Raw genomic sequence first — 10,697 nt, forward strand, 5'->3', positions numbered from 1 at the left:
GTCCTGTGGTCGTTGGCGGGAGAGAGCTTCCCTCCTTCGGCCGCCGCGCCCGCGCCGTCAAGCCGGGTCCCTCGCCTCGCCCACGCCATTGTGATCACGACCTGCGAGCATCCACACCGCGACGCCGGCGAGGATCGCCGCGGCAACCACCAAAACGCCGGCGGCGCTCCAGCCCCATGCCGAGACCACCGCGCCAACCGCGATCGGTCCGGTGACCTGGCCGAAATTGCTGCCGGTCATCAGCAGTCCCATCATGACCGGAACCATCGATGCGGATCGCGCCGCCATCGGTGCGGTCGCGAGCAGGGTCGCGGGGATCGCGCCGCCGACCGCGGAGAACAGCAGGCACAGTAGGAACGCGCCCGTCCCGCCGAGCACCGGCAGGAAGATTCCGAGCGCGGAGGCGCCCATCACGAACACGGCGAGCGCGATCAGCGCGGCGCGATGGACGCCGCGGGCCATCAGCTGACCGGCCGCCAGATTGCCGGTGACGTTGGCGGCGGCCGCGAGCGCGCTGAGCGCGCCGGCGCTCTGGCCGGATACGCCGAGGCGCTCGGTCAGCAGGATCGGCAGGAAGCTGAACAAGGCGAAGAACATCAGGCTGTAGAGCGCAAACAGCGCGGTCAGCAGCGCCGGACTGCGCCGGCGCGCCAGCGCCGCCGCTTCGCGCAGCAGGCCACCTCGCGCCGGTCCGCTCCGCGCTGCGGTGCCCGGCACGATCACGACCGCGAGCGCGAACAGCACCGCGACCATCAGCGCACTGGCCGACCAGATCGCGCGCCAGCTTTCGAACAGTGGGCCGGCCAGCAACGCCAGCGCGATGCCGAACGGCATCACGCAGCTCCACACCGCCATGGTGACGTCGCGGGCGCTGACCTCGACGATGCGGTCGAGCAGTGCCGGCGCGGCGACCATCGTCAGCAGGAAGCCGAGCCCCTCCAGCAGGCGCGAGGCCAGCAGCACCGCCAGCGACGGCGCGAGCGCGCCGATGCCGGCGCCGAGCGCAATGGCGGCGAGCCCGCACAGCAGCACCCTGCGGGCGCCGATCGCGGCGACGACGACGCCGGCCGGGATGCTGCCGGCCATTCCCAGCAGCGCGAAAATACCGGCGATGGTTCCGATCGCGGCGAGGTCGATGCCGAAACTGGTCTGCAGCATCGCCGCGGCGATCGGCACCTTGCCGACCTGCACGGCGGCGGCGATGCCGCAGCCGACGACCACGGCGACCGTCGCCCAGCGCTTCGCCTCGCCTCGCGGCCGCACCGCCGTCTCGATCGTCATGCGTTCACCCTGCCCTTGCCGTGCCCTTGCCTGGCACCGGTCGGATCGTGAGGAGATAGCGTTTCCCGGCCATCGACAGCAGTGATATGTTTTGCATCCAACTGATCGATTTCATAGATCATGCTCGACAACCTCACGCTCGACCAGATCCGCATCTTCGTCGCCATCGCCGAGAGCGGCAGTTTTCGCGCCGCCGCCGGCCGGCTGGCACGGGTGCAGTCCGCGGTCAGCCATGCCGTCGCCAATCTCGAGGCCGAGCTCGGCCTCACGCTGTTCGATCGCTCAAGCCATCGCCCCGAACTGACCGCCGAAGGCAAGGCGCTACTGAGCAATGCGCGCGACCTCTTGCTGCGCGTCGATGCGATGCGGGCACGGGCGCGCGGGCTCGGCGACGGGGTGGAATCCGAGCTCTCGGTAATCGTCGACACGCTGTTTCCGATCGCTGCCGTCGGTGCCGCGCTCACCGAGATGCGCGCCGCCTATCCGTCGGTCGGCGTGCGGCTTGCGGTCGAGCCGATGGGCGGACCGATCGAGGCCCTGACCGAGCGGCGCAGCGCGCTCGCAGTCACGGTCGGCGAGGATTTTCGCGATCCACGTCTTGCGCTCGATGCGATCTGTGCGGTGCAGATCGTGGCGGTCGCCGCCGCCAGTCATCCGCTGGCACGCCGCGGCCGCAAGACCGTCGCCGACCTCGCCGATCACCTGCAGATCGTGCTGTCCGACCCGACTTCGCTGTCGGAGGGCCGCAACTTCGGTGTGCTGTCGCCGCAGACCTGCCGGGTCAGCAATCAGGATACCAAGCACGCGATGATCCTCGCCGGCCTCGGCTGGGGCCGCCTGCCGCTCTGGCAAGTGGCGCGCGACCTGCGCGAGCGCCGCCTGGTGCGGGTCGAAACCCGCGCACTCGGCCGCAACACCGCGCTGGCGATGGAGGCGTATCTGGCGCATCGCCTCGACGAGCCGCTCGGTCCGGCAGCGCGCGCGTTTGCGGATGCGCTGACCCGGATTGCGGCGGGTGGCGGAAGGAAGACGAGAGCGCGAAGGCGGCGTTGAGTCGCTCGTCGTCGCAAGACCGGCTCCACAAGCGCGCCGTCATCAGCCGCGCATGCGCATGCGGGTGATCCAGTATTCCAGAGGCACTAGTTATTGAGCCGAGACGACGCGGCGTACTGGATCGCCCGGTCGAGCCGGGCGATGACAGTTTGGTTTGAGGAAGCGGCATCGCGATCTCGCGACGCGTTTCGTCCGCAGTCGTGATGCGGCACTTCGCCTACTCCGGCCTCTGCAGCACCGTCACATGCAGGCGGCGGCGGATCGCCATGCCTTGGCGGCGATAGAGCGCGATCGCGGATGCATTGCCGGTGAAGACGTGCAGGAAGGGGATTTCGCCGCGCGCCACGATCTGGCGTGCGACGGCCGACAGCAGCGCCTGCGCGTAGCCGCGACCACGATGATCCGGGTGCACGCAGACCGCGGTCATCTCGGTGTAGTTGCCCGGCCTCATCCGCTCGCCGGTCATCGCGACCAGCTCGCCATCGACGCGGATGCCCAGAAACGTACCGAGCTCGTGGGTCCGCGTACCGAACGGCCCCGGCTTGGTCAGCTCCACCAATCCCATCATCGCCGGGACGTCGGCCGCGCCGAGCGTCACGATGCCGACGCCGGACAGCGAACATTCCGCGGGCGTGCCGATCATCTGTTCGGCGGTTTCGGCCAGCAGCAGCTTGAAGTCCGCCGGCGCGGTCACGGCATCCGGCGTGAACAGCACCGCCATCTCGCTGCCCGACAACATGGCGCCAAGCGCCGCAAAGCTTTCCGGCGACAGATCGACCACGTCGGCGAACGGCGCGACCGCGACCGGATAGCGCAGCGCAACGCCGCCGCCCTCGGCGAGAGGCCGCTGCCGCGTGGTCAGCGCGCTCCAGATCGGGCGGTCGAGTGGATGAGATGGCGGAACGGCGGACATCGGGCGCTTTGCTCCCTGTTGTTTTCAGCAGCAGAGCAGCAAGCGCCGGCAAAATCCAGCATCGCTTGCGCCGTTTTGGCACCCGATCACGCCAGTCGCGGGCCGGATTTCGCGATCGGGCTTGCCGGCTTCCGCGCGGTTGGCCTATGGCTTTACGCGAGTTCACGGGTTCCACGACGCATGCGCCTCAAAACCTTCGAAGCCCATTGTCTGCGCCTTCCCGCGGCCACCAAGGTGGTGCAATGGGAGGGCACGTCGGTGTTCAAGGTCGGCGGCAAGATGTTCGCACTGGGCGGCGGCTTTTGCGAGCAGGCCGGTGGCGGCTACATGTTCAAGACCTCGAACATGGCCTACGAGATGCTGATCGAGCAAGGCGTGGCTCGCCCGGCGCCCTACCTCGCGCGCGCCAAATGGGTGCAGCTCGTTGGCAACAACGCCCTGCCCGACGCCGAGCTCAAGGCCTATCTCGGCCAGGCGCACGCCCTGATCGCCGCCAAGCTGACGCGAAAATTGCGCAAGGCGCTTGCGCTCGAGCCCGCGTGATCGGCGCGGCCGCCCTCATCCATCAGGCGGCTCGTCGGAACTGGCGCTGCACAAATCATCGGCCCGGTCTCCTACAGCGGGACCGGAAATGGGCGCTTGACCCGGGATTCCACGGGAACCCGCAGCCCCTTCGAGATGTAAGCATTGGTTCGATAGTGACCCGCCAGCAATATCAGCTGCAGGACCGCTTCATCGGTGAAGACGGGGCGCATGTCGTCCCAAAGTGCATCGCCGATCGTGGCGGTGTCATGCAGCTCATCAGCAAGGCGGATGAGGATGCGGTCACCGGATTCCCAACAGGCGTCGTCGGCACTGCCGTGGACCGAAGCGTGCAGCTGCGCTTCCGTCACCCCTGCATCGTCGGCAAAATAGTGAACGCGCAGGGTCCATTCGAAGCCATTCTGACAACGCCCTGTCACGCGCAGAAGAAACACCTCGCGCTGGCGCAGAGTGATGTGGCCTGGATCTAGATATGCGACCGACCCGAGACGGTACGCCCGAAGGAGCCGCGGATCGCGGCCGAGAAGGCCGTAGTGCTGGAACGGAGGCAGCCACGATTTCGGCAGCAGGTCGAGCTCGGCCTGAACGTGGGCGGAATATGGGGGGATCAGCGGCTCAACTCGCATGGCCGTTCTCAGCTTCTCGCCGCGGGGAATGGCTGCCCAACCGCAGGCTCGAGCGGAAGTTTCAGGCCGTTTGCGACGTACGCGACTGTGCGATAGTAGCCCGCCATCATCAAAAGCTGCATGATGGCCTCGTCGGAAAAGCTCTCTTTCAGATCAGCCCAGAGCTGGTCGCTGACGTCGACGGTATCGTGCAGTTCGTCGGCGAGGCGGATAAGCAATCGATCCGTCGCCGACCATCCCGGGTCCGAGTGATCGCCATAGACTGTCGCGTAGACCTGATCGTCGGTCAGACCTGCTTCCTTCGCGAAATAGTGGACGCGCATACCCCATTCATATGCGCATCGGCATCGACCGGTGACGCGCAGCAATAACACTTCACGCTGCCGTACCGTTACGTGACTAGGCTCGAGATAGCTCACCGCTGCGCGCGTCCAGCGCAGCAGCAATCGCTCATCGCGGGCAAGGACGGTGAAGAGCTTGAACGGAGGCAACCATGAGGCCGGCAGGCGATCGAACAACGCCTGCACGTCTGGTGCGTATGGTGGACCAATCGGCTCAATTCGCATGTTGTCGTACTCCTCTCGGAAACATAACCGGTGCAAATGAATGATTCCAATGAATGAGCTTGATGGATTACATTCGCCGCATGAATGTAGAGCGCTTCGACTTGAATCTGCTCAGGGTCCTGGATGCGCTGTTGACCGAGCGCGCAGTCGGGCACGCGGCGGCGCGGCTAGGTCTATCGCAGCCGGCCGCGAGCCATGCACTGCGACGGCTGCGTGCTCTGCTCAACGACCCCTTGCTGGTACGGGTTGGCTCCAGGATGGAATTGACACCTCGCGCGCTTGGGCTGCGCGAACCGGTCAGTGAGGCCCTGGCTGCCGCAAGGAAGCTGTTTGAAGGGATGGAGTTCGACCCCGCGACCAGCCGGCGCCGTTTCGTATTGATGGCACCGGACATCGTCGTCAGTCTGATGGCTCCGGCTCTAACCGAAGCGGTCCTGCGCGAGGCCCCGAACGTATGCGTCGAAATCACCCCGTGGCGCGGTCCGCACCTCATCACGGAAGATTTCCTGCGAAAGCTCGACGCGATCGTAACCAATCTCGGGGATTCCTTTCCGGGCTTTCATCGGTCGACGCTTTATCGCGATACGGATGTGCTTGTCGTCAGGCGCAATCATCCGGTGGGGAAGCGGCTTCGCACCGTGGACGCATTCCTCAAGGCGAGACATGTCGCGATCGTCGGTCGCGGCAGCTCTTCGGATCAGATCGACGATTGGCTCACGACATTGGGCATGCGCCGAAATAGCGCTATCGTTGCCCCGAGCTACCTTCAGGCCCTGCACATTGCGGCTGAAACCGATCTTGTAGCCTTTGTCCCGAGCAGGCTTGCCGAACTGCTAGCCGACCGTCTGAACTTGATGACGGTCAAACCGCCGTTCGATCCCGGAATTGATGAGCAGTTCCTATTCTATCCAGCTACGGCTCAGCATGATCAGGGCTCGCTCTGGTTTCGTTCCTTGCTGATGAAAATATCGAAACCAGGTCGCCCGGAGGGATCGCGACGTTAAGCTGTTAGCAAGTCACGGTGGCTCGCTGAACCTCACTATTTTGCCGGGGCCGCGCCGCCGGCATGCCGCGCTCGAAGTGCGCCGGCGCGCATCGCAAGAGGTCTGAACCGTCTTCGCCCGCTCCGACGCCGCGACGAACTGGACGCCGAGCAAGGTCTGAAAATCGATACCCTTACGACCCGTCAGAGTATTGCTGACACAGCCATTAGCCGGATCGCATGCCTCGCGGGTCAATGCCCTGGAGCGAGGCAATATAGTCGATCTCGCCGCGGGCCGTGCCGATATCCATCAGCTCCCTGTCGCTTAGATCGGACAAGGTGGCGCGCAATTTTTGGCGTTCGCGGCGCTCCTGAAAGGCATTCCAACATTTCAAAATGAAGCTGGAGGCATGCCGGGTCGATATGGATGTCCGTTCCAGCCGCGTTGTACCGTACGTCGTGCTCATTGCGGAGTTCTCCCTGGCACGGTGTCTGTTGCGCGACTCTAGCGTTCCCCTGTTGCCACCATGGTGTCAGCAGCTTTGCCCAGGCGCATGCGCTGGTCGCCGCCGCCGGTCGGGTTCGAGTAAGCGGTGTGGCGGCTGTCCGCCTCAGCCGTCCAGCGGCTTGTCGGAATCGCCGGACAGCAGTTTCGGAAACAGCTCCTTGAAGGCGAACTTGTCGTCGCCCTTGGCGCGGTCGAAGCGCAGCACGACGTCAAAACGGCTGCCATCCCATTTGGTCGGCGGCTTGCCCTTGCTGACCGGGATCCGCGGAAGGATGTCGGAAATGATCGCCTTGTGCTCCCAGCACACCAGCGCTGTGCCCTTCAATGCCAGCACCGCATCCATCAGATGTTTCTCGTCGCCTTTGCCAAAGCCCTCGTTCGGCGTCAGCGCAAGCCGCGCCGCCAGCGCCGAGATCGTCTCGGCGGGCCGGCTGCTCGGCGGCTGGTTGGTTTGCGTGCCGGGCGTCGCGGCAAAGATCGCGTCCGGCTTGGCATAGTCGCCGCTGGTGAGATCGGTGCCGAACAGAGCGGTCCAGGCGCCGGCGCGCTGCCAGCCGCGCAGCACCAGCGATTCGGTGTCGGAGAGGCCCTGCGCGGTGAAACCCGGCCCGGGCCAGGATTCACCGGGCTTCTCGGCATGACGGATGATGAAGAGGGTGAGCGCGTCCATGGCGAACCTCGCGGCAGAAGATCTGTTGCTGGAAACGGCGGCGACGATGGCGACGCTACCACAGATTGCGGGCGCGCTTCATGAACCGCATCACAATGTGCGGAAACTCGACCGGTACTGCGCCGGCGACACGCCGAGCCGCTCGGTGAACACGATACGCATCCGGTCGGCCGAGCCGAAGCCGCAGTCGAACGCCACCGCCTTGAGCGGCCGGTCGCTGCCCTCGAGCAGCCGGCGCGCGGCATCGATCCGCGCGCGCTCGACGAATTCATGCGGAGTGATGCCGGCCTCCTGCGCGAAGGCGCGGCCGAAATTGCGCACGCTCATGCCGACGGTCTCGGCCAGCGACTGCAGCGTGTGGCGCTCGCCGACATGCTGCATGACATGGGCCTGCGCCCGCGCGATCGGCGAGCCCTCGTCGATCGGCGCGGTGAGATAGGGACTGAACTGCGATTGGCCGCCCTGGCGCTGCGCCACCACGACCAGCCGTTTTGCCACCGCCACCGCGACCTGCGGCCCGTGGCGTTCGGCGACCAGCGCGAGGCCAAGGTCGATGCCTGCGGTCACGCCCGCCGAGGTCATCAGCCTGCCGTCGCGAATATGGATGCGATCGAACATCACCTCGGCCGCCGGGAAGCGCGCCGCGAGCCGCTGCGCGTTCTGCCAATGCGTCGTGACCTTGTGGCCGTCGAGCAATCCGGCATGGCCGAGCGCGAAGGCGCCGGTGCAGATCGAACCATAGAGTTCGGCGCGCTCTGGCGCCGCGCGCAGCCACTGCGTCAGTTCGGGATCGGGCTCGGCGTCGGGCAACTCCGGACCGCCGGCGACGAGCAGGATGTCGAAGCCGTCGCGCGCCTCATCGAAGCTGAGGTCGGCCGAGATCTTCATGCCGTTCGACGCGCGCAGCGGGTCACGGCTGGCGCCGACCAGCACGGTCTCATAGCCATCGCCGGCCGCGACGAAGCCGTTGGTTTCGGCAAAGACGTCGACGGGACCTGCGACATCGAGCGCCTGCACCCCTTCGTGAATCGCGATCGCGACTTTCTGAACCGCCATATCCCTTCCCTGTCCCGCTGGCGTGAAACGACGTGCCGTTGTCCCGATCCGGCGGCGCAGCATTGTTGCGGCCAGCGGCCAAAACCGGCGACAACATCGCGAGCGGATCGCGCCAAGCGGCAATCCGAACACACCGCAACGACGAGCGCTCGCGACCAGCGTGTTCGCACGCCACGGCACCGTCTTGCCACATCGAGGAGCGTCTTGAAATGACCGAGATCATCGCCGGCATTCGCATTCCCGACAGCGCCATGGCGCGTGCCGCCACCCAGCTGGTCCACGATACCGAGGACGACCTGCTCTACAATCACAGCCGCCGGGTATTTCTGTGGGGCGCGCTGACCGGCAACCGCCGTGGACTGAAATACGATTCCGAGCTGCTCTATATCGGCGCGATGTTTCACGACATGGGCCTGACCGCGGCGCATGCCAGCCCCGATTTGCGCTTCGAGGTCGACGGCGCCAACGCCGCGCGCGACTTCCTCAAGGGCTACGGCGTGGCGGAGCGCGACATCGAAGACGTCTGGACCGCGATCGCGCTGCACACCACGCCCGGCGTCCCCGAGCACATGCGCCCGACCATCGCGCTGGTGACCGCGGGTGTCGAGATGGACGTGCTCGGCATCGCCTATGACGACTTCTCGCGCGAGCACCGCGATCATGTCTGCGCGCATCATCCGCGCGAGGCGAACTTCAAGGAAAACATCATCGATCATTTCGCCGCCGGCATCATCAGGAAGCCGCAGACCACCTTCGGCAACGTCAAGGCCGACGTGCTGGCGCTGAAGGACCCGAGCTTCAAGCGCACCAATTTCTGCTCGATCATCCTCGGCTCGAAATGGCCGGGCTGAGACGGCAGTTCTACAACCGTGCCGTCAGCGGCGACCGGCGGGACCGAGATCCGGTCCCGGATCGCGGCCGGCGGCTACCAGTGCCAGCCGGTCGATATAGTGCGCCCATCCCTCGTTATGGCTGGCGCACTGCGCCGCATTGGGCAGGCCGCTATGGGTCATGCGCAGCAAGGTGCCGTTGTCCTTGTCGACCAGGTCGATCTCGATCAGGCTCGATCCGGGCGGCACCTCCTCGCTGCCCTCCCAGCCAAAGCTGTAGGCGAGGCGATGCACCGGCACGACCTCGCGGAACGTGCCGCGCGCAGCGCGCGTGCGTTCCTTGTTGAGGCTGAGAAAGTAGAGCCCGCCGGGCTGCGGCTCGGTCGCAGCCTCCAGCCCCATCCAGGCGATGATCTTCTGCGGATCGGTCAGGAACGCGAACACGGTCGCGGGCGGGGCTGCGATCTGCATCTCGCGTTGAACGACGAAGGCTTCGGTCATCGATCCATCCTCCATTGGCGGCGGGGTTGCAGGGATAGTGCGTGACAACGGCGGGGCGTCAACCCCATGATGGGACGATGCATCTGTCTTCGACGCTGAGCTGGCTGGTCGACGCCGCCGCCGAGACCGCGGGCGCCAACCGGCTGCTGGCGGAGCTCGGCGCACATCTGGTTGCGGACGGCCTGCCGATTGCCGGTGGCGCGTTGACGCTCGAGGTTCCGCACCCCCTGATCGCCCGCCGCACCTGGCTGTGGCGCGCCGGCGATGGCGAGGTGATCGAGGCGCTCGGCTTCGCGCCGGAGCAGCCGTTTGCCATGCCCGATTTGGTGGGATCCGCGGATGCCGGCCGGCGCTGGCTCAGCGGCCTTGCGCCCGGTCCCGTGCATGAGGACACGATCGGACCGCGGATCGACGGTCCGACGCTCGGCTGGATCGGAACCCGCCCTTTCACCGCGGATGAAGCCGATCAGCTGCGCCAGGCGGCGCGGTTCGCGGCCGCACCGCTGGCCGCGCTTGCTTCGCGCGCGACCTTGATGGCGGCGCTCGAGGCCTATCTCGGCCGCCGCAGCGCGGCACGCGTGCTGGCCTCGCCGCTGCGCCGCAACACCGGGGAGACCATCCGGGCGGCGCTGCTGTTCGCCGATTTGCGCGGCTTCACCGCGCTCTCCGAACACCATCCGCCGGCGGAGGTGATCGCGGCACTCGACGCCTGGTTCGACCGCATCGCCGGCGCGATCCACGCCTTCGGCGGCGAGGTGCTGAAATTCATCGGCGACGGTCTGCTCGCGATCTTCCCGGTCACGGCGGGTCCGCGCGCCGCCTGCGAGGCGGCGCTGCGGGCGGTGGCGGCGGCGCGGGTCGGCATGGCGCATCTCGACGCCGGGCGCCGCAAGCAGGGCCAGCCGCCGCTGGCGTTCGGCGCAGCCCTGCATCTCGGCGAGGTGCATTGGGGCAATATCGGCGCCGCCGACCGCCTCGACTTCACCGCGATCGGCGCGGCGGTCAATCTGGTCAGCCGGCTCGAAGGGCTGTGCAAGCCGCTGGAGCAGACAGTGCTGGTGTCCGGCGCGGTTGCCGCCGAAGTCGACATGCCGCTGGTCGCGCTCGGCAGCTACGAGCTGCGCGGCATCGCACAGCCCTGCGCGGTGTTCGCGCTGCCGGATTGAAA

14 protein-coding genes are annotated in these 10,697 nt (G+C 66.6%); 5 read left to right on the forward strand and 9 right to left on the reverse strand.

The window, feature by feature from the left end:
• Positions 1–57: 57 nt before the first annotated feature.
• Positions 58–1,281: an MFS transporter gene (locus CI41S_RS20150; RefSeq protein WP_139861264.1), complete on the reverse strand. Its 1,224-nt coding sequence runs from the start codon at positions 1,279–1,281 to the stop codon at positions 58–60.
• A complete protein-coding gene (locus tag CI41S_RS45020; RefSeq protein WP_283813127.1) occupies positions 1,278–1,403 on the reverse strand; it encodes a hypothetical protein in 126 nt (41 codons plus the stop codon). Before CI41S_RS45020 ends, CI41S_RS20150 begins: the two co-directional genes overlap by 4 nt.
• Between CI41S_RS45020 and CI41S_RS20155 the strand changes: the two genes are divergently transcribed.
• Positions 1,402–2,334, forward strand: a complete 933-nt coding sequence (locus tag CI41S_RS20155) for a LysR family transcriptional regulator (RefSeq protein WP_139861265.1) — start codon at positions 1,402–1,404, stop codon at positions 2,332–2,334. The genes CI41S_RS45020 and CI41S_RS20155 overlap by 2 nt on opposite strands.
• A 217-nt stretch (positions 2,335–2,551) precedes the next feature.
• On the opposite strand, the gene CI41S_RS20160 is transcribed toward CI41S_RS20155, so the two are convergent.
• Entirely contained in the window at positions 2,552–3,247 is a 696-nt protein-coding gene (locus CI41S_RS20160) for a GNAT family N-acetyltransferase (RefSeq protein WP_139861266.1), read from the reverse strand.
• Between the two features lie 180 nt (positions 3,248–3,427).
• On the opposite strand from CI41S_RS20160, the gene CI41S_RS20165 reads away from it, so the two are divergent.
• Entirely contained in the window at positions 3,428–3,790 is a 363-nt protein-coding gene (locus CI41S_RS20165; protein WP_139861267.1) for an MmcQ/YjbR family DNA-binding protein, read from the forward strand.
• A 71-nt stretch (positions 3,791–3,861) separates the two neighbouring features.
• Here CI41S_RS20165 and CI41S_RS20170 read toward each other — a convergent pair whose 3' ends face one another.
• Together CI41S_RS20170 and CI41S_RS20175 are read right to left on the reverse strand one after the other, a co-directional pair.
• The gene (locus tag CI41S_RS20170) at positions 3,862–4,416 is read right to left on the reverse strand and encodes a carboxymuconolactone decarboxylase family protein (protein WP_139861268.1); all 555 of its coding nucleotides are present in this window, start codon (positions 4,414–4,416) and stop codon (positions 3,862–3,864) included.
• 8 nt (positions 4,417–4,424) lie between these two features.
• The gene (locus CI41S_RS20175) at positions 4,425–4,982 is read right to left on the reverse strand and encodes a carboxymuconolactone decarboxylase family protein (RefSeq protein WP_139861269.1); all 558 of its coding nucleotides are present in this window, start codon (positions 4,980–4,982) and stop codon (positions 4,425–4,427) included.
• A 53-nt stretch (positions 4,983–5,035) separates the two neighbouring features.
• On the opposite strand from CI41S_RS20175, the gene CI41S_RS20180 reads away from it, so the two are divergent.
• Positions 5,036–5,986, forward strand: coding sequence for a LysR family transcriptional regulator (locus CI41S_RS20180; protein WP_244626609.1), 951 nt, complete (start codon positions 5,036–5,038; stop codon positions 5,984–5,986).
• A gap of 205 nt (positions 5,987–6,191) precedes the next feature.
• Here the strand turns inward: CI41S_RS20180 and CI41S_RS20185 are convergent, their stop codons facing one another.
• From CI41S_RS20185 to CI41S_RS20195, 3 genes are all read right to left on the reverse strand, one after another.
• Entirely contained in the window at positions 6,192–6,431 is a 240-nt protein-coding gene (locus tag CI41S_RS20185) for a DUF1127 domain-containing protein (protein WP_139861270.1), read from the reverse strand.
• A gap of 144 nt (positions 6,432–6,575) precedes the next feature.
• Positions 6,576–7,142, reverse strand: a complete 567-nt coding sequence (locus CI41S_RS20190) for a histidine phosphatase family protein (protein ID WP_139861271.1) — start codon at positions 7,140–7,142, stop codon at positions 6,576–6,578.
• Between the two features lie 90 nt (positions 7,143–7,232).
• Complete coding sequence (locus CI41S_RS20195; protein ID WP_139861272.1) at positions 7,233–8,198, reverse strand: GlxA family transcriptional regulator; 966 nt, start codon at positions 8,196–8,198, stop codon at positions 7,233–7,235.
• 209 nt (positions 8,199–8,407) lie between these two features.
• Here CI41S_RS20195 and CI41S_RS20200 point away from each other — a divergent pair, with 209 nt between their 5' ends.
• A complete protein-coding gene (locus tag CI41S_RS20200; RefSeq protein ID WP_139861273.1) occupies positions 8,408–9,049 on the forward strand; it encodes an HD domain-containing protein in 642 nt (213 codons plus the stop codon).
• A 24-nt stretch (positions 9,050–9,073) separates the two neighbouring features.
• On the opposite strand, the gene CI41S_RS20205 is transcribed toward CI41S_RS20200, so the two are convergent.
• Positions 9,074–9,529 carry an SRPBCC family protein gene (locus CI41S_RS20205; RefSeq protein ID WP_139483037.1) on the reverse strand — a complete coding sequence of 152 codons (456 nt, stop codon included), beginning with the start codon at positions 9,527–9,529 and terminating at the stop codon, positions 9,074–9,076.
• Between the two features lie 77 nt (positions 9,530–9,606).
• Between CI41S_RS20205 and CI41S_RS20210 the strand changes: the two genes are divergently transcribed.
• Positions 9,607–10,695 (forward strand): adenylate/guanylate cyclase domain-containing protein, encoded by a 1,089-nt coding sequence (locus tag CI41S_RS20210; protein ID WP_139861274.1) that lies wholly within the window; start codon positions 9,607–9,609, stop codon positions 10,693–10,695.
• The last annotated feature ends 2 nt before the right edge of the window (positions 10,696–10,697 follow it).

This window comes from Bradyrhizobium ivorense (assembly GCF_900696085.1).
GTDB lineage: Bacteria > Pseudomonadota > Alphaproteobacteria > Rhizobiales > Xanthobacteraceae > Bradyrhizobium > Bradyrhizobium ivorense.

What these genes read in the sequence shown, in the direction of transcription:
- CI41S_RS20160 (WP_139861266.1), bottom strand. Translation starts at nt 3,247, where the DNA reads ATGTCCGCCGTTCCGCCATCTCATCCACTCGACCGCCCGATCTGGAGC.
- CI41S_RS20210 (WP_139861274.1), top strand. Translation starts at nt 9,607, where the DNA reads ATGCATCTGTCTTCGACGCTGAGCTGGCTGGTCGACGCCGCCGCCGAG.
- CI41S_RS20190 (WP_139861271.1), bottom strand. Translation starts at nt 7,142, where the DNA reads ATGGACGCGCTCACCCTCTTCATCATCCGTCATGCCGAGAAGCCCGGT.
- CI41S_RS20170 (WP_139861268.1), bottom strand. Translation starts at nt 4,416, where the DNA reads ATGCGAGTTGAGCCGCTGATCCCCCCATATTCCGCCCACGTTCAGGCC.
- CI41S_RS20155 (WP_139861265.1), top strand. Translation starts at nt 1,402, where the DNA reads ATGCTCGACAACCTCACGCTCGACCAGATCCGCATCTTCGTCGCCATC.
- CI41S_RS20175 (WP_139861269.1), bottom strand. Translation starts at nt 4,982, where the DNA reads ATGCGAATTGAGCCGATTGGTCCACCATACGCACCAGACGTGCAGGCG.
- CI41S_RS20185 (WP_139861270.1), bottom strand. Translation starts at nt 6,431, where the DNA reads ATGAGCACGACGTACGGTACAACGCGGCTGGAACGGACATCCATATCG.
- CI41S_RS20165 (WP_139861267.1), top strand. Translation starts at nt 3,428, where the DNA reads ATGCGCCTCAAAACCTTCGAAGCCCATTGTCTGCGCCTTCCCGCGGCC.
- CI41S_RS20195 (WP_139861272.1), bottom strand. Translation starts at nt 8,198, where the DNA reads ATGGCGGTTCAGAAAGTCGCGATCGCGATTCACGAAGGGGTGCAGGCG.
- CI41S_RS45020 (WP_283813127.1), bottom strand. Translation starts at nt 1,403, where the DNA reads ATGATCTATGAAATCGATCAGTTGGATGCAAAACATATCACTGCTGTC.
- CI41S_RS20180 (WP_244626609.1), top strand. Translation starts at nt 5,036, where the DNA reads ATGAGCTTGATGGATTACATTCGCCGCATGAATGTAGAGCGCTTCGAC.
- CI41S_RS20150 (WP_139861264.1), bottom strand. Translation starts at nt 1,281, where the DNA reads ATGACGATCGAGACGGCGGTGCGGCCGCGAGGCGAGGCGAAGCGCTGG.
- CI41S_RS20205 (WP_139483037.1), bottom strand. Translation starts at nt 9,529, where the DNA reads ATGACCGAAGCCTTCGTCGTTCAACGCGAGATGCAGATCGCAGCCCCG.
- CI41S_RS20200 (WP_139861273.1), top strand. Translation starts at nt 8,408, where the DNA reads ATGACCGAGATCATCGCCGGCATTCGCATTCCCGACAGCGCCATGGCG.